The sequence below is a fragment of the Amycolatopsis speibonae genome (genome assembly GCF_042647925.1).
In the GTDB taxonomy this organism is placed as follows: Bacteria; Actinomycetota; Actinomycetes; order Mycobacteriales; family Pseudonocardiaceae; genus Amycolatopsis; species Amycolatopsis speibonae.
The window spans coordinates 81,946-98,924 of sequence record NZ_JBHRWK010000168.1; the positions used below are offsets into that span (position 1 = coordinate 81,946).

Here is a 16,979-nt window from a genome sequence, read left to right on the forward strand (position 1 = left end):
TACGGCTGAACTGCATGCAATACTGTGCGGATGACGAGGAACCTGCTCCGGCGCGACCTCGCGGAGGAGATCACCGCCCGCGTGCTCGACGGCCGGATCGCCGCGGACAGCCGGATCAACGAGGTGCACCTCGCCCGCGAACTGGGCGTCAGCCGGACACCGCTGCGCGAGGCGCTGATCGGGCTGGCCGATCGAGGCCTGCTCGTCTCGGCGCCCGGTCGCGGTTTCCTCGTGCCGCCGTTCGACCCCGAAGAGGCCCGGCAGCTGTACCCGCTCGTCGCGGAGCTGGAATCGCTCGCGTTGCGCTGGAGTTCGCCGCAGGACCTCGCCGGCCTCACCGGCGGTCTGGACCGGATCGCGGCCGAGATGGCCGCGGAACTCGATCGGCAGGGCGATCTGACCACTTTGGACGATCGCTGGCACGCGCTGCTGGTCTCGCGTTGCACGAATCCACATCTGCTGCGCCTGATCGAGCAGACGAAGCCGCTGCTGAAGCGCTACGACGCGCGGTATTTCGGTGGCGTCGAACGCTCTCGGGAGAGTATCGACGAGCATCTCCGGATCGCCGAGGCGATCCGCGTCCCCGACCTCGCGACGGCACTGGAGCTGCTCGTGCGGAACTGGGTGAAAACGTTGGCATATCTGGACGACATGGGGTGACGCGATGTTCGTGACGGCACATCTGAGTGACAACCATCTCGACGGCGGAGAACGCGCCGACGAGCGCACCGAGCGGGTCATGCGCTACCTGGAGAGCCTGGTGACGCCGGTCGACGCGATCCTGGTGACCGGTGACATCGCCGACCACGGCACGCTCGAGGAGTACCGGCGCGCGGCCGAGCTCTTCAAGACCGGCACACCGCTCTTCACCTGCCCCGGCAACCACGACAAGCGCGGCCCGTTCCGCGAAGGGCTGCTCGGCCAGGCGCCGGACGACGCACCGGTCAACAGGGCGTACACCGTCGGCGACGTCACGTTCGTCATGGCCGACTCGAGTATCCCCGGCAAGCCGGACGGGCGGTTCGACGACGAGACCCTGGCCTGGCTGGACGGCGTTCTCGCCGACGGCGACGGCCCCGCCTTCGTCGCCTTCCACCACCCGCCGGTCCCGCTGGGCCTGCCTTTGGTGGACGCGATGCGCCAGCACGGCGAGAACGAACTGGCCGAAGTGCTCGCCCGTCACCCGCGAGTGGTGGCCCTGCTCTGCGGGCACGTCCACGCTTCGGCGTCGACGAGGTTCGCGGGGTTACCGCTGCTGTCCGCGCCCTCTGTCGGGTCGAGCATCCTGCTCCCGTGGGAGGAGAACGGCCTCCGGCCGTGGGGAGAAGGCGGGCCCATCGACTACGACCTGCCGCCGTCGCTGCTGTTCCACGTGCTGCACGACGACGGCAGGCTGACCACGCATCAGCGGGTTGTCCCGGCCTAACCTTCGAAAACCGGCAGCGTGATCCGGGACGGACGCGCGGGGTCGTGGAAGATCTCGAACCGCGCGGGTTTCCCGTCCACCGCGCTGAAAACCGGTTCGCCGGTGCCGTGGTTGCGGGCGAAGCGCGGGAACGCGCCGCCCGCGACCTGCAGCCGCAGCCGGTGCCCGCGCCGGAACCGGTAGGCCGTCGGGTCGAGCCGGACCTCGGCCGCGACCACACCGTCCACATCGGACCCGGGACTGTCGGGGCGCAGCCGGAGGATGCCGTCGGTGACGTTGCGGGAGACCCCGCGACCGTCCACATCGCACAGTCGGACGAAGACGTCGCCGTGCCCGAGGTCGGTCCGGACGTACACCAGTGCGGCGACCTCGCCGATGACGTCGAGGTCGCGCTTCAGCTTGTCACCGGTGAAGAGCAGCACGTCCCGCCGCACTTCGACGTCCTTGTTGTCCTGCTGTTTCTGCACACCCGACAGCAGGGGACCGCCCACGCTCGGCGTCGGATCCGCCGGGTCGAAGGTGAACGTGCCCGGCTTCGACTCGACAGGCTCGGCGGGGGACAGCCCACCCGGCCGCAGGAAATACGGGGTGGGGTCGGACTTCGGCGGCCAGCTTTCGAAGTCCAGCCACCGCCCGGTGCCCTGGAGGTACAGGCGGACGGGTGCCTGCCGCAGCGGCGCGCGATCGCCGAGCAGGTGGGCGGAGAGAAAACCGATCTGGTCGGTGATCAGGGTTTTCAGGCTGGCGGGCTCGCCGTGGGCCCAGGGGCCGATGGTGATCCGCGGTTCGCGTCCGGCGGCGGCGAGTTCCTTGAAGTCGCGCAGCTGCGCGGAGATGAACAGGTCGTACCAGCCGGTCACCATGCTCACCGGGGTCCTCAGCGCGGCGACCTCGGCGCTGTGGTCCGACGGTGCCCAGAAGTCGTCGCCGGGTTCGGCGTGCCCGGCGACGTCCTGCAGGAACCGCACCTGCTCGCCGATGGCCGCGACGTCCGCGCCGGAAACCGGCAGGTGAGCCATGGCTTGGCGGGTCTTCTTCGTCTGCCAAGGGTTCGGCAGGCCGGCGAACCGGCCTTCCTGGCGCCCGATCAACGCCGACCACGAGACCATGTTGTCGACCGCGAGGATCCCGCCGGGATAGAAGGTCGAGACGAATTCCGACGCGGTGACCCCGAGACAGAGCGCTTCGAGCGGCTCGTCGAGGTACGGCGCGACGGCCCATTGGGTGTGGCCGAGGTAGCTCGCGCCCGCCATCGCGACCCGGCCGTCGCACCACGGCTGCTCGCGCAGCCAGGCGACGGTGGCGAGGCCGTCCTCCTTCTCCAGGTGGAACGGCCGGAACTCGCCGCCGGAGCCGAAGGTCCCGCGAGTGCTCTGGAGGACCACCTGCAGCCCGTGCCGCGCGAACGTCTCACCGAAGATCTTGCCCATCACGCCCTTGCGGCCGTACGGCGTGCGGATCAGCACCACCGGCCGCGGCTCTTCACCCGGTACGGCGTAGCGGTCGGCCAGCAGCCGGACGCCGTCGGGCATCGGGACGGGGATCCCCTTGGTCGCCGTGGGAGAGGGGCCTTCGGCCGGTGGGAGGCCGAGGTATCGGTCGAGGAGCCTTTCGAGCACGCCTGGGCCACCTTTCGTGCGGATGATCACCTTCCGCTTTCGAAGGTACCCGCGTCGGGGATGTCATGAGGGGTCCCCATAGGACGAAAAATGTCCTATGGGGACCCCTCATGACGCGGGGCGGACCGCCCGGTACCGCCCCGCTGGTCTCAGGAAAGCCGCGCGAGCGTCTCCGGCTTCAGCAGCTTCGCCAACTCCTCAGCGGGCAAAAGGCCCTTCTCGACGACGAGTTCCGCCACGCCACGCCCGGTCTCGAGCGCCTCCTTGGCGATCTCGGTCGCCGCCGCGTACCCGATGCGCGGGTTCAGTGCGGTCACCAGCCCGATCGAGTTCTCGACGTAGCCCCGCATCACGTCGGCGTTCGCGGTGATCCCGGAGACGCACCGCTCCGCCAGCACCACGCAGGCCGACCGCAGATGCGTGATGCTCTCCGAAAGCGAGTGCAGGATCAACGGTTCGAACGCGTTGAGCTGCAGCTGGCCCGCCTCGGCCGCCATCGTGACGGCGACGTCGTTGCCGATGACCTCGAACGCGACCTGGTTGACCACCTCGGGGATCACCGGGTTGATCTTGCCGGGCATGATCGACGACCCCGCCTGCACCGGCGGCAGGTTGATCTCGTTGAGCCCCGCCCGGGGCCCGGACGAGAGCAGCCGCAGATCGTTGCAGCTCTTCGAAAGTTTCACCGCGATCCGCTTGAGCACGCCGGAGAGGTGTACGAACGCGCCGCAGTCCTGCGTCGCCTCGACGAGATCCGCGGCGCTCTCGACCGGGAGCCCGGTGATCTCGCGAAGGTGCGCGACGGCGGCCTCGGCGTACCCGGGCGCGGCGTTGAGACCGGTGCCGATCGCGGTCGCGCCGAGGTTGATCTCGTGCAGCAGCGCCACCGCCTCGGTGAGCCGAAGCCGGTCTTCCCCGAGCATGACCGCGTAGGTCCCGAACTCCTGTCCCAGCGTCATCGGGACCGCGTCCTGCAGCTGGGTCCGGCCCATTTTCAGCAGGTCGTGGAACTCGACGGCCTTGGCCGCGAAAGCCTGCTCCAACACGACCATCGCCTCGGCCAGCTCGCGGACGGCGATGATCGTGGCGACGTTGACCGCGGTCGGATACGCGTCGTTCGTCGACTGCCCGAGGTTCACGTGTTCGTTCGGGTGCACGCGGGCGTAGTCGCCCTTCTCGTGCCCGAGCAGTTCGAGCGCGCGGTTCGCGATCACCTCGTTGGCGTTCATGTTCGTCGAGGTGCCCGCGCCGCCCTGGATGACGTCGACGACGAACTGATCGTGCAGCGCGCCTTCCCGGATCTCGCGGCAGGCCCGGCGGATCGCGCCGGCGACGTCCGGCTCCAGTAGCCCCAGGTCGGCGTTGGCGCTCGCGGCGGCCTCCTTGACCGACGCGAGCGCCTCGATCAGATGCGGATACGCGGAGATCGCGGTGCCGGTGATGGGGAAGTTCTCCCCGGCGCGCGCGGTGTGCACACCCCAGTAGGCGTCGGCCGGGACTTCCTTGTCGCCCAGCAGATCGTGTTCCACGCGGTACATCGAAGGCTCCTAGGCGGCGAGATGAGGTTCGGCGAGCGCGCCCGCCACGCGCAGACCGGGGGCCGGCTCCAGCACGTCTTGCTCGACGCCGCACAGGGCGAGCGCGGCGGCGAGCACCGGCCGCCGGGCGCGATCTCCGCCGTCGGCGATCTTGATCGCGATCGCCGTGCCGTCGGGCAGCGCGGCGACCTGGACGGCCTCGAAACCGTCCTTGGCGATCAGGCCGGGCACCGCGCGCATGAGCGCGGTGACGTCGCGGCGGGTACCGGCGACCAGCTCCGGATGCTTCCGGATCCCTTCGGCGACAAGGCCTTCCGGGGTTCCGGGGGAAGCCGCGGCGATCCTGCCGACCGCGCGGGCGAGCCCGTGCAGCGAGACCGCGAACAGGGGAGCGCCGCAGCCGTCGACGGCGACCTTCGGGATCCGTTGCCCGGTCAGGTCCTCGACGCAGTCCGCGATCGCGCGCTGCAGCGGGTGTGCCGGATCCAGGTAGTCCTTTGTGGACCAGCCGTGCAGACGGCAGGTCGCGAGCATCGCCGCGTGCTTGCCGGAACAGTTGTGCGCCAACCGTGAAGCGGTCCGTCCGGAAGCTAACCAGGCGTCGCGCTCGACAGGGTCGAACGGGAAATCCACCGGCGTTCGCAGATCCTCGGTGGTGAGCGCGGCGCCGTCCAGTGTCCGGAGGACCTCCGAAAGGTGGATCTCCTCGCCGGAGTGGCTGGCCGCGCCGACGGCGAACCCCGCCGGGCTCAACTCGACCCCGAGCCGCGCCATCGCGGTGGCCTGCAAGGGTTTCGCCGCCGAACGCGGATAGAACGCCGCTTCGATGTCGCCCGCGGAGAACAGCACACGGCCGTCGGGCGCGAGCACCACGGCCGAACCGTGGTGCACCCCCTCGACCATGCCGTCGCGGAGGAGGTGCACCAGCGGTTCGTGCGCGGGAACGCGGATCTCGGGGATCACAGCTTCGTCTTTTCGAAGACGTCCATGTTGATCCGCTTGCGGACCCCGAACCAGCCCGCCACCAGCGCGAGCCCGATGACCGGCAGGCAGTACAGGGTGATCCGGCCGATCTCGTCGAAGCCCATCAGCACGACGACGGCGGCGAGGAAGACCAGCGTCGCGATCTCGGTGTAGGGCGAGAACGGCAGCCGGTACGACGGGCGTTCCACCTCGCCGCGCTTGGCCTTGCGGACGAACATCAGATGCGACAGCACGATGATCGCCCAGGTGCCGAGGATGCCGACGGCGGCGAAGTTCAGCACGATCTCGAAAGCCTCGCTCGGCACGATGGCGTTCAGGCCGACACCGAGCACACAGACCGCGGCGGTGAGCAGGATCCCGCCGTAGGGCACGTGGTTCTTGTTCATCACGCCGGTGAACTTCGGCGCGGATCCGGCGAGCGACATCGAACGCAGGATGCGGCCGGTGGAGTAGAGACCCGAGTTCAGGCTGGACAGCGCCGCCGTCAGCACCACCAGGTTCATCACGTTGCCCGCCTGCGGCACGCCGATATGCGACAGCACGGTGACGAACGGGCTCTCCTTCTTCGAGTAGGAGTCCCACGGCATCAGCATCGCCAGCAGGACCACCGAACCGACGTAGAAGATCCCGATCCGCCACATGATCGAGTTGATCGCCTTCGGCATGATCTTGCGCGGGTTCTCCGTCTCACCGGCGGCGACGCCGACCAGTTCGACCGAGGCGTAGGCGAACACGACGCCCTGGACGATCAGTACCATCGGCAGCAGGCCCGCCGGGAAGATCCCGCCGTTGTCGGAGAGCAGCGAGAAGCCGGGCGTCTGCCCGTCGATCGGCTGCTGGGTGACCAGCAGCCAGATCCCGATCCCCATGAAGGTCACCAGCGCGGCGACCTTGATGATGGCGAACCAGAACTCCATCTCGCCGAACAGCTTGACCGACACCATGTTCAGCGCCAGCACCACGGCGAGCGCGATGAGCGCGAGCACCCACTGCGGGATCGGTGTGAAGAAGGACCAGAAATGCGCGTACAGCGCGATCGCGGTGATATCCGCGATCCCGGTCGTCGACCAGTTCAGGAAGTGCATCCAGCCCGCGACGAAAGCGCCTTTCTCGCCCATGAATTCCCGGGCGTAGGAAACGAAGGCGCCGGAGGAGGGGCGGTACAGGATGAGTTCGCCGAGCGAGCGCACCACGAAGAACGCGAAAAGCCCGCAGACCGCGTAAACGATCGCGAGCGCCGGGCCCGCCTGCGCGAGCCGTCCGCCCGCGCCGAGGAACAGGCCGGTGCCGATGGCGCCGCCGATCGCGATCATGTTGACGTGGCGGGGCTTCAGCGCCTTGTCGTAGCCGGCGTCACCGGCGTCGGCCGGCACCGGCGCGGCTTTGCCGTCCGCGCTGAGGGTCTGTTCGGTCACGGTGTCAGTCGTCCTTGTTCTGGTGCGTCGTGTGGCCCGGCCGCACGATGGTGGTCAGCGCGTTCTCGACGTGCTCGAGATGGGAGGTCATCGCCGCGACGGCGTCCGCTTCGGAACCGGAGGCGATGGCGGTGACGATCTCACGGTGCTCGGTGTTCGAGCGGGTCCGACGGCCACCCAATTGGTTGAGAAAAGAGGATTGGCGGGCCAGCGCGTCCCGGATCTCTTCGATGACCTTGCCGAACACCGGATTGCCCGAGGCCTGGGCGATGGTGATGTGGAACAGCGAGTCCAGCGCCACCCACGCGGTGTTGTCGGTTTCGAGATCCATGCGCTCGACGAGGTGACCGAGGAGGTCTAGGTCGTCGGTGCTGCGGCGCACGGCCGCGTACCCGGCGACGGGGATCTCGACGTGACGCCGGACCTCGAACAGGTCGCGGGCCGAGTAGGTCCCGAAAGTGGGATTCTCGACCGGCCCGGTGGCGGTCACGAAGGTCCCTTTGCCCGTTTTGGACACGGTGAGCCCGAGTGCCTGCAGTCCCCGCAACGCTTCGCGGACGACCGAACGGCTGACCTCGAACTCCTTGCCGAGCGCTGATTCCGACGGCAGCTTGTGGCCGACGGGGTACTCGCCGCGTTCGATGGCGCCGCGGAGATGGGCCAGAACGGCTTCCATCGCGCTGATGCGTCTTGGACCACCATGTCCGGCTGTCTGGCTGTCAGACAGGTTCATGAGACGAGATCGTGCGGTCGGTCCAACGCTTTGTCAAGCGATCAGCCGAGGGCGCCGATCCACGCTGCGAGGTCCGCGTCGGCGGTGTACCTGCCCGAGAAACGGAAGCCGTGCTGGGCGCCTTCGCGGGCGCGGAGTTCGGTGGTGGCACCGGATTCCCGGGCGAAAGTGGTCAGGGTCACAACGTCGGTGCCGCCGCTTCGGCAAGGCGTGAAGGTCGAGTTCCCTTTGGCGGCTGTGACTGCCGGTGCGCGTGGGGCGCATGTGGCGATCCGGAAGTCCGTGAAGGCCTCCTTCCCTACGCTGAAGGTAGGGAAGGAGGCCTTCACGGACCGAACCGGCGATCAACCCGCGGCCAGAGTCCAGATGTCAGACGCGCTTGAGCGCGATCACCGGGAACAGGCGGCTGGTCTTCGACTGGTGCTCCGCCAGCCGCGGGAACGCCTTCGCCTGCTTCGCGAACAGACGGTCCCGAGCCGCTCCGGTGACCTCGATCGCGTGAGCGGTGAAGGCCTCTCCGTCCGCTTCGACGTCGACAGACGACTCCGCGACCAGGTTGCGATACCAGTCCGGATGGCCGGGGGCACCCCCGTTCGCGGCGAACACGATGTAGCGGTCGTCGTCGGCCAGGAACAGCATCGGCGTCACATGCCGCCGTCCGGTTCGGGCGCCGGTGGTGGTGAGCAGCAGCGTCGGGAGACCGTCGCCGTGGCGGCCGTTCGCGCGGAACTCCGCGATCACGCGTTCGTTCATGGCCTGCAGGTCGATCATCAACTCTCCGGGCGGTTCGGTGATCTTGGCGGCTGGTCAGTCTGCCCACTCGCGCCCAGGTCGGCAAGCACTTTTGGATCATGGCTGCTCACGGCTGGCGAAACTGTCGGTGCCGCTGGCGATACTGATCCAGTGTCCCCCGTCAGCCGCGGCCGCAAGCCCGCCAAAAGACCGAAGAACCAGCGCTCCCACCGGACGCGTCCGCCCTTGGACGTGACCAGGGTGGAGCGCTGGCCGAAGTTGCTCCACGGACCGATCGAGCTGTCGGACTGTGTCGTCCAAGGCCAGGTGGATCAGGACTTCGTGGTCCTGGCCGCCACGCTGACCGCCGGCAAACGTTCGGTGGGTGTCGAGGTGATGGTCAACGGTCGCGAGGTCGACGTGATCGAACTCCACCCCGATCCCTCGGACTCCCTGGCGGTTCTTCGTGACGGCTTCGGGGTGACCGAGGCACCGTTGACCCCTGAGGAGTTCCGGAGCCAGGTCGAATCGGCCCTGATCGGCCGGGCGGACTCGGACGCCTGGATCCGGGAGACGATCCCCGAGCTGCTGGAGCTGGGGACCGACCCGAGGCCCGATCTGTCCGAGCGCGCCGTCCAGTTGCGCCGATGGCTCGGCCTTCCCGACTACGAACCGTTGCCCCGCGTGTCATCGGCCGATCAGCTGCCGCTCGTCCTGCCCCCGCCCGTGCCGGCCACCGGACTCCGGTTGGCGGTCGCCCTGTCCGAGCCGGACGACGCGATCTGGCGACGGCTCGAAGTCCGCTCCGACGGCACCCTCGCCGGACTGCACCGGATCCTCGCGGCCGCGTTCGACAGCGACGAGCGGCGGTATCACCGGTTCGAGACCGCGTACGGCGGCTTCAGCGTCGATGCCCAGAGCGGCGAGGGCGACCGACTGGACGACGAGGTGACACTCGGCCAGGTCATCACTTCGCCCGGCCACAGGCTCGTCTACGAGTCGGAAGGCTGGAGGCACTGGATCCGCGTCGAGCGGCTGGCCGCCCTCCCCGAAGCGCCGAGTTGCCTCGACGGCGAACGCGCCGCGCCGCCGTCGGAATGCGAAGGCCCGAGCAGCTACGAGATGGTGCTGGAGGCACTGCGCGATCCGGACGACGAAGAGAACGAGGGGCTGCTCGAAGAGCTCGGCGGCCACGGGTTCGACCCGGAGTGGTTCGACAAGGAGGTGGTCGACGAGCGGCTGGCTCGGCTGGGCTGACCCGGCACCCCGTTCGGGGGTAACCGAGGCCTCTCCGCGCGCCTATTTGGCACTGGCCGATTACGGGAGGAAGCTTGCCGCGGCGGCCCGCCATCCCGCCCAAGTGCCGTCTGGACTCGGCGCATAAGGTGGGAGGACCGGCCCGCGTCAAGCAGCCAGGGATCCGTCTGCCTAGGGGAGGTTTTCGCTGGTGTCGAACGATTCCTTCGTCCACCTGCATGTGCACACCGAGTACTCGATGCTCGATGGTGCGGCGAAGATCGCCCCCTTGTTCAAGGAGGCGGCGCGCCTGGGCATGCCCGCGGTCGGCATGACCGACCACGGCAACATGTACGGCGCGGACGAGTTCTACCAGCAGGCGGTCAAGCACGAGCTCAAGCCGATCATCGGCATCGAGGCCTACGTCGCGCCGGAGAGCCGCTTCCACAAGAAGCCGGTCTTCTGGGGGCAGGCCAACCAGCGTGGCTCGGACGAGTTCGGTGAGGGCGGTGACGTCTCCGGTAGCGGTTCGTACACCCACATGACGATGCTCGCCGAGAACTCCACCGGCCTGCGGAACCTGTTCAAGCTCTCTTCGCTCGCGAGCATGCAGGGCTACTACCGCAAGCCCCGGATGGACCGCGAGCTGATCGCGGAGAACCACCAAGGCATCATCGCGACCACCGGCTGCCCGTCCGGCGAGGTGCAGACGAGGCTCCGGCTGGGGCAGCGCACCGAAGCGATCCAGGCCGCGTCCGACTACAAGGACATCTTCGGCGCCGACAACTTCTTCCTCGAACTGATGGACCACGGCCTGCCGATCGAGCGGTCGGTCCGTGAGGGCCTGCTCGAGGTCGGCAAGCTGCTCGACCTCCGGCCGCTGGCCACCAACGACTCGCACTACGTCACCAAGGACCAGGCCGACACCCACTCCGCGCTGCTGTGCGTGCAGGCGGGCAAGACGCTGAACGACCCGAACCGGTTCAAGTTCGACGGTGACGGCTACTACCTGAAGTCGGCCGCCGACATGCGCGAGTACTGGGACAAGGAAGTCCCCGGCGCCGCCGACTCGACGCTGCTGATCGCCGAGCGCGTCGAGTCCTACAAGGACGTCTACACGCACAAGGACAGGCTGCCGTTCTTCGAGGTGCCCGACGGCTACGACCAGGGCACCTGGCTGCGGGAAGAGGTCGGGCGGGGCCTCAAGTGGCGGTACCCCGAGGGCGTCCCGGACGAGTACTACAACGAGCGCATCGAGATCGAGCTCGACGTCATCATCGGGAAGGGCTTCCCCGCCTACTTCCTCATCGTCGCCGACCTCATCAACTACGCCCGCAAGGTCGGCATCCGCGTCGGCCCCGGCCGTGGTTCCGCCGCCGGTTCGCTGGTCGCGTACGTCCTCGGTATCACCAACCTGGACCCGATCCCGCAGAAGCTGCTGTTCGAGCGGTTCCTGAACCCCGAGCGCGTGTCCATGCCCGATATCGACATCGACTTCGACGACCGTCGTCGCGGCGAGATGATCCGCTACGCCACCGACAAGTACGGCGTCGACAAGGTCGCGCAGGTCATCACCTTCGGCACCATTAAGACCAAGGCGGCCATCAAGGACTCCGCCCGCGTCCACTTCGGCCAGCCGGGGTACGCGATCGCGGACCGGATCTCGAAGGCACTGCCGCCGCCGATCATGGCGAAGGACATCCCGCTCTCGGGCATCGTCGACTCGAAGCACGAGCGGTACGGCGAGGCCGCCGAGGTCCGCGCGCTCGTCGAGACCGACGAAGAGTGCAAGACGATCTTCGAGACCGCCCGCGGCCTCGAAGGGCTGATCCGCAACGCCGGCGTCCACGCCTGCGCGGTCATCATGTCCTGCGACCCGCTGACCGACGCCATCCCGCTGTGGCAGCGCGACGACGGCTCGATCATCACCGGCTGGGACTACCCGTCGTGCGAGAACATCGGCCTGCTCAAGATGGACTTCCTGGGCCTGCGGAACCTCACCGTCATCGGTGACGCGATCGACAACATCAAGACCAACCGCGGGGTCGACATCGACCTCGACACCCTCGGCGTCGAAGACCCGGAGACGTACAAGCTGCTCGCCAGGGGAGACACGCTCGGCGTGTTCCAGCTGGACGGCGGGCCGATGCGGGATCTGCTGCGCCGGATGCAGCCGACGGTGTTCGACGACATCGTGGCGGTGGGCGCGCTGTACCGCCCCGGCCCGATGGGCATGAACGCGCACAACGACTACGCCGACAGGAAGAACAATCGGCAGAAGGTCAAGCCGATCCACCCGCAGCTCGAGGAGCCCCTGAAGGAGATCCTGGCCGACACCTACGGCCTGATCGTCTATCAGGAGCAGATCATGCACATCGGCCAGAAGGTGGCCGGGTACACGATGGGCCGCGCGGACGTGCTCCGCCGGGCCATGGGTAAGAAGAAGAAGGAAGTCCTCGATCTCGAGTACGAGGGCTTCGAGGCCGGGATGAAGGCCAGCCCGCTGATCGAAGGCGGGTTCTCGCCGGAAGCGGTGAAGGCGCTCTGGGACACGATCCTCCCGTTCGCCGGCTACGCGTTCAACAAGAGCCACGCGGCCGCGTACGGCCTGATCTCCTACTGGACCGCGTACCTCAAGGCGAACTTCACGCCGGAGTACATGGCCGCGCTGCTCACCTCGGTCGGTGACAACAAGGACAAGTCCGCGGTCTACCTCTCGGAGTGCCGCCGTCTCGGGATCAAGGTGCTCCCGCCGGACGTCAACGAGTCGGCGCTGAGGTTCGCGGCCGTCGGGGGCGACATCCGCTTCGGCATGGGTGCCGTCCGCAACGTCGGCGCGAACGTCGTCGAGTCGATCATCAAGACCCGCGGCGAGAAGGGGAAGTACTCCACCTTCACCGACTTCCTCGACAAGTCCGAACTGGTGGCCTGCAACAAGCGGGTCATCGAATCGCTGATCAAGGCGGGTGGGTTCGACTCGCTCGGCAACTCCCGGCTTTCGATGATCCAGGTGCACGAGGACGCGGTCGAGGCCGTGGTCCCGCTCAAGCGCCAGGAGGCGATGGGCCAGTTCGACCTCTTCGGTTTCGGCGGGGACGACGACGCGGAAGCCGCCGTGTCCTCTTCGCCGCTCGCGCACCTGAAGTTCGGTGAAGAGGAGTACCCGCGGAAGCAACTCCTCGCCTACGAACGGGAGATGCTCGGCCTCTACGTCTCGGCGCACCCGCTGGACGGCGCCGAACGCATCCTGCGCAAACACGCCCCGCGGCCGATCGCCGCGATCATCTCCGACCCGCCCAAGGAAGGCGAGCTGATCATCTCCGGGCTGATCACCTCGCTGGAGCGCCGGGTCAACAAGAAGGGCGAGCCCTGGGCGATCTGCACCGTCGAGGACATGGACGCCTCGCTGGAGGTCCTGTACTTCCCGAAGTCGTACGCGATGTTCTCCGCCGACCTCATCGAGGACAACGCGGTCTTGGTCAAGGGCCGGGTGAACTGGCGCGAGGACAAGATGTCCATCTTCGGCGGCGGGCTCGTGCCGCTCGACCTGTCCGAGATCGGCAACGGTGACGAGGATCTGCCTCTCGTCCTGCTGGCCGCGGCGGAGAAGATCGACCAGTCGGTGGTCAGCGAACTGAAGCAGACACTGCTGGCCCACAAGGGCGAGACCCCGGTGCACCTCAAACTGGTCGGCAAGAACCAGACGGTCTTCGCGCTGTACGACTATCCGGTGAAAGTGACGTCGATGCTGATCGGTGAGCTCAAGGGCATCCCCGGGATCGCCGCCAGCACCTGATGAGCACCTACGAACCCGACCCCCGGCGCTGGAAGGCGCTCGCCGTCTCTCTCGCCGCCGGGTTCATGGGCCTGCTCGACGTCAGCATCGTCAACACGGCGCTGCCCTCGATCCAGCAGGATCTCGGCGCGTCGAGCGGCGGGATCCAGTGGGTCGTTTCGGGTTACGCGCTGGCCTTCGGGCTGGTGCTGGTGACCGGTGGCAGGCTCGGTGACGCGCTCGGCCGCCGCCGCATGTTCCTGTTCGCGCTCGCCGCGTTCGTGCTGACCAGCGCGTTCGCCGGTGCCGCGCCCGACGAGACGACGCTGATCGCCGCGCGGCTCCTGCAGGGCGTCGCGTCGGGCATGATGACGCCGCAGAACAGCGGCATGATCCAGGATCTGTTCCGCGGCGCGGAACGTGGCCGCGCGTTCGGGATGTTCGGTGCCACCGTCGGGATCTCGACCGCCGTCGGCCCGGTGCTCGGCGGCGTGATCCTCGCCGTGTTCGGCGACCCGGAAGGCTGGCGCTGGGTCTTCTACGTGAACGTGCCCATCGGCATCCTGGCGTTCGCCCTGGCATTGAGATGGCTCCCGAAAGCGGAGAGACCGTCGAAAGGCTTGCGAGGCGAGATCGACTTCGTCGGCATCATGCTGCTGGGTGTGGCCGTCCTCGGGGTCCTGCTCCCGTTGATCGAATCCGAGCAGGGCGGGCTGAGCAGCCTGTGGTGGCTGTTCGTCGTCGCGGTGGTCTTCGGCTTCGCGTTCGTGCGCTGGGAGCGCTCGATGGTGCGGCGCGGCCGTCCGCCGCTGCTGGATACGCGACTGTTCACCGGCACTCCCGGCTACGCCACGGGTGCCGCCGTCGGCACGCTGTACTTCAGCGGGTTCACCGGCATGTGGCTGGTCTTCGCCCTCTTCTTCCAGGAAGGCCTCGGTTACACGCCACTGCAGTCCGGACTGGCCGTCACCTCCTTCGCCCTCGGCTCGGCCGTGTCGGCGGCGATCGCGGGACGGCTGGTGCCGAAATGGGGCCGAAAGCTCACCGTCACCGGGCTGGTCATGGTGATCGCCGGGATGGTCACGGTCGCCGTCCTCGCCGGTCAGGATCCCGGCGCCGCGGCGGGCTGGTGGTTCGCGGTGCCGTTGCTCGTCGCCGGCGTCGGTGGCGGCATGGTCATCTCGCCCAACACCACGCTGACCCTGGAATGCGTGCCGACGTCGATGGCAGGCGTGGCCGGGGGAGCGCTGCAGACCGGTCAGCGGATCGGCACCGCGATCGGCACGGTCGTGCTGGCCTCGGTCTTCCACGCGGTACTGGGCGCGAACGGCGGCTACCCGTCGGCGCTGACCGCGGCGATGCTCTGCGCCGCCGTTTTGACGAGTTCGGCGCTCTTACTCGCGGTGATCGAGCTTCGCGCGCGCCGGAACCGGCGTTCGCTCACTGAGCGGGAGGAAGCCGACAGGGCTGCCGCCGACAGTCAACGGGGCTGAGTCATCCGTGCGTACCGGTGACTACGTTCGGCAAGACTCAATGCTCCATCCGAGTGACTGAGGCTGTCATCCTCTGGTGCTACTCAGAGCAACCAGGTAGACCTTACGGAGCCTTCACTGCTGTGACTTGGCTACCGACAGTGGTATTTCTGTCGATCGATCGGGGATGGATCGATCGGCGAAGCGATCGTGGTGAGTCCGGAGTTTCTCAGGAATGGACACCTACGGTCACGAGCCGGTGGACAGCCGTCGGCGTCCGCGGGGGACCGTTCGGCGGCAGCCGGCTCACCACCACTGACGAGCCGAGGCCCGGTGAGGCATTCGCGCGGGTGGGTCCGCGCGGGGTCGCCTGGGGAGGTGCACCCGGCCCGGACCCACCCGCCGCGCGTTTCTCCGAGTGTGTGAACCGCCTCCGGCTGCGAAGATCTCCGCAGATCGAGAGTGCGAGGAGCGGAGATGGCGGAGAGTTCTGTCCGGCGGAATCGGCTGCGGGTCTGGTACCGGCCGATGACGATGCGCGACTCCGGTGAGGGACACCGGGTCGCGACCCCGTTGGAGCTGTTGTTCGACCTGTGTTTCGTGGTCGCCGTCGCGCAGGCCGCCGCCGGTCTGCACCACGCGATCGCCGAGAACCACATCGGGCACGGGGTGCTCAGCTTCGGGATGGTGTTCTTCGCGATCTGGTGGGGCTGGCTGAACTTCAGCTGGTTCGCGTCGTCGTTCGACACCGACGACGTGCTGTACCGGCTGGTGACGCTGGTGCAGATCGCCGGCGGGCTGACCGTCGCCGCCGGTGTCTCGTCGGCCTTCGAAGGCGACTTCAGGATCATGGTCGCCGGCTATGTCCTGATGCGGCTGGCGATGGTCGTGCAGTGGCTGCGCGCCGCGCGGACCGATCCGCGGTGCCGCCCGGCCGCGCTCCGGTACGCCGTCGGCATCACGATCGTCCAGATCCTGTGGATCGTTCGCCTGGGTCTGCCGGAATCGCTGGGGCTGCCGTCGTTCCTCGTGCTCCTGGTGGCCGAGCTCGCGGTCCCGGTGATCGCCGAACGCAAGCGCTGGACGGGCTGGCATCCGCACCACATCGCCGAGCGCTACGGCCTGTTCACGATCATCGTGCTGGGTGAATCCATCCTCGGCGCGACCACCGCGGTCAAGGAAGGGCTGGACGAGGGCGAGCACACCGGCAGCCTGATCTCGCTCGCCGCCGCCGGGCTCGTGCTGCTCTTCTCCCTGTGGTGGCTGTACTTCGACCAGCCGGGCCACATCCGGCTCGAGAAGGCGAAGAACCTGTTCACCGTCGCGAGCTGGGGTTACGGGCACTACCTGATCTTCGCCTCGGCGGCCGCGCTCGGCGCCGGCCTCGAAGTCGCGGTCGACTACGACACGCACACCGGGCACGTCGCCTCGCTGCCCGCCGCCATGGCGACGACCGTGCCCGTCGCGATCTACCTGCTGAGCGTCTGGCTGATGCACATCGGGCCGAGCAACGAATGCCGTCCGATCGCGATCGGCTTCCCGGTGACCGCGGTGCTCGTGCTCGCCGCGTCGTTCACGCCCGCGCCCATCCACCTCACCGCCGGGCTCGCCGCCGCCCTCGTCGTGTTGACGGTGGTCGCGACCCACGGCGAGCCGGCGCCAGGCGCCGCTTCGGGTGACGCGGCGGCTGAAAGCTAGATCGACGCAGGTCAGAGCGTCGGCGCGAAAAAAGGGACCCCCCTGTAAACGCCGGTTTCGGGCCGTGTAATGTTCTCTTCGTCGCCAGGGAAACCGAGCGGCCGCCGGGAACACGAACCAAGCTCCCACCGGATGGTGGTAGAGTGGGTGGTCCCGAACCGGAGAGGTAACTTTACCCCGCTGAAACGACAGTTTCGAGCAGGTGTTAGGGTGTGCTCCGAACAAAAGCCAAGAAATAACTGCTTCAGATAAGGCCGCGTGACTGTGGTGCGATCTGGGGTGTGTTGCTTGAGAACTCAACAGTGTGCTAGTGAACTAAGCCAGTAGAGCTTATGTATATGTAACCTCGTG

Annotated in this window: 13 protein-coding genes; 6 read left to right on the top strand and 7 right to left on the bottom strand. The window is 67.8% G+C overall.

Translation table 11 applies throughout. From position 1 onward, the window contains the following. Positions 1 to 30 precede the first annotated feature (30 nt). Both ACFOSH_RS45010 and ACFOSH_RS45015 read left to right on the top strand, forming a co-directional pair. Positions 31 to 660 carry a GntR family transcriptional regulator gene (locus ACFOSH_RS45010; RefSeq protein WP_378248135.1) on the top strand — a complete coding sequence of 210 codons (630 nt, stop codon included), beginning with the start codon at positions 31 to 33 and terminating at the stop codon, positions 658 to 660. Between the two features lie 4 nt (positions 661 to 664). Then, the gene (locus tag ACFOSH_RS45015; protein ID WP_378248137.1) at positions 665 to 1,426 is read left to right on the top strand and encodes a phosphodiesterase; all 762 of its coding nucleotides are present in this window, start codon (positions 665 to 667) and stop codon (positions 1,424 to 1,426) included. Here ACFOSH_RS45015 and ACFOSH_RS45020 read toward each other — a convergent pair. The 7 genes from ACFOSH_RS45020 to ACFOSH_RS45050 form a co-directional block, all read right to left on the bottom strand. Beyond that, entirely contained in the window at positions 1,423 to 3,045 is a 1,623-nt protein-coding gene (locus ACFOSH_RS45020; RefSeq protein ID WP_378248139.1) for a CocE/NonD family hydrolase, read from the bottom strand. The two genes, ACFOSH_RS45015 and ACFOSH_RS45020, sit on opposite strands and share 4 nt — an antisense overlap. Positions 3,046 to 3,194: 149 nt before the next feature. Beyond that, positions 3,195 to 4,583, bottom strand: coding sequence for an aspartate ammonia-lyase (gene aspA / locus ACFOSH_RS45025; RefSeq protein ID WP_378248141.1), 1,389 nt, complete (start codon positions 4,581 to 4,583; stop codon positions 3,195 to 3,197). 9 nt (positions 4,584 to 4,592) lie between these two features. Further along, entirely contained in the window at positions 4,593 to 5,546 is a 954-nt protein-coding gene (locus ACFOSH_RS45030; protein WP_378248143.1) for an asparaginase, read from the bottom strand. After that, complete coding sequence (locus ACFOSH_RS45035) at positions 5,543 to 6,982, bottom strand: amino acid permease (RefSeq protein ID WP_378248145.1); 1,440 nt, start codon at positions 6,980 to 6,982, stop codon at positions 5,543 to 5,545. The genes ACFOSH_RS45030 and ACFOSH_RS45035 overlap by 4 nt, the downstream gene beginning before the upstream one ends. Before the next feature lie 4 nt (positions 6,983 to 6,986). Further along, positions 6,987 to 7,658 carry a FadR/GntR family transcriptional regulator gene (locus tag ACFOSH_RS45040; protein ID WP_378248147.1) on the bottom strand — a complete coding sequence of 224 codons (672 nt, stop codon included), beginning with the start codon at positions 7,656 to 7,658 and terminating at the stop codon, positions 6,987 to 6,989. A gap of 98 nt (positions 7,659 to 7,756) precedes the next feature. Continuing rightward, positions 7,757 to 7,897, bottom strand: a complete 141-nt coding sequence (locus ACFOSH_RS45045; protein WP_378248149.1) for a hypothetical protein — start codon at positions 7,895 to 7,897, stop codon at positions 7,757 to 7,759. A gap of 187 nt (positions 7,898 to 8,084) precedes the next feature. After that, positions 8,085 to 8,486, bottom strand: a complete 402-nt coding sequence (locus tag ACFOSH_RS45050) for a nitroreductase/quinone reductase family protein (protein ID WP_378248151.1) — start codon at positions 8,484 to 8,486, stop codon at positions 8,085 to 8,087. A gap of 132 nt (positions 8,487 to 8,618) precedes the next feature. Here ACFOSH_RS45050 and ACFOSH_RS45055 point away from each other — a divergent pair, with 132 nt between their 5' ends. The 4 genes from ACFOSH_RS45055 (at position 8,619) to ACFOSH_RS45070 (ending at position 16,628) form a co-directional block, all read left to right on the top strand. Further along, the gene (locus ACFOSH_RS45055; protein WP_378248153.1) at positions 8,619 to 9,704 is read left to right on the top strand and encodes a plasmid pRiA4b ORF-3 family protein; all 1,086 of its coding nucleotides are present in this window, start codon (positions 8,619 to 8,621) and stop codon (positions 9,702 to 9,704) included. 190 nt (positions 9,705 to 9,894) lie between these two features. Beyond that, positions 9,895 to 13,479 carry a DNA polymerase III subunit alpha gene (gene dnaE / locus ACFOSH_RS45060; RefSeq protein WP_378248155.1) on the top strand — a complete coding sequence of 1,195 codons (3,585 nt, stop codon included), beginning with the start codon at positions 9,895 to 9,897 and terminating at the stop codon, positions 13,477 to 13,479. Beyond that, on the top strand, positions 13,479 to 14,951 hold the full coding sequence (locus tag ACFOSH_RS45065; protein ID WP_378248157.1) for an MFS transporter: 1,473 nt from the start codon (positions 13,479 to 13,481) through the stop codon (positions 14,949 to 14,951). The genes dnaE and ACFOSH_RS45065 overlap by 1 nt, the downstream gene beginning before the upstream one ends. Positions 14,952 to 15,407: 456 nt before the next feature. Next, entirely contained in the window at positions 15,408 to 16,628 is a 1,221-nt protein-coding gene (locus tag ACFOSH_RS45070) for a low temperature requirement protein A (RefSeq protein WP_378248159.1), read from the top strand. The last annotated feature ends 351 nt before the right edge of the window (positions 16,629 to 16,979 follow it).

Coding starts and splice junctions, on each gene's coding strand:
- aspA (WP_378248141.1), bottom strand. CDS start 4,583: ATGTACCGCGTGGAACACGATCTGCTGGGCGACAAGGAAGTCCCGGCC.
- ACFOSH_RS45065 (WP_378248157.1), top strand. CDS start 13,479: ATGAGCACCTACGAACCCGACCCCCGGCGCTGGAAGGCGCTCGCCGTC.
- ACFOSH_RS45050 (WP_378248151.1), bottom strand. CDS start 8,486: ATGATCGACCTGCAGGCCATGAACGAACGCGTGATCGCGGAGTTCCGC.
- ACFOSH_RS45015 (WP_378248137.1), top strand. CDS start 665: ATGTTCGTGACGGCACATCTGAGTGACAACCATCTCGACGGCGGAGAA.
- ACFOSH_RS45040 (WP_378248147.1), bottom strand. CDS start 7,658: ATGGAAGCCGTTCTGGCCCATCTCCGCGGCGCCATCGAACGCGGCGAG.
- ACFOSH_RS45010 (WP_378248135.1), top strand. CDS start 31: ATGACGAGGAACCTGCTCCGGCGCGACCTCGCGGAGGAGATCACCGCC.
- ACFOSH_RS45070 (WP_378248159.1), top strand. CDS start 15,408: ATGGCGGAGAGTTCTGTCCGGCGGAATCGGCTGCGGGTCTGGTACCGG.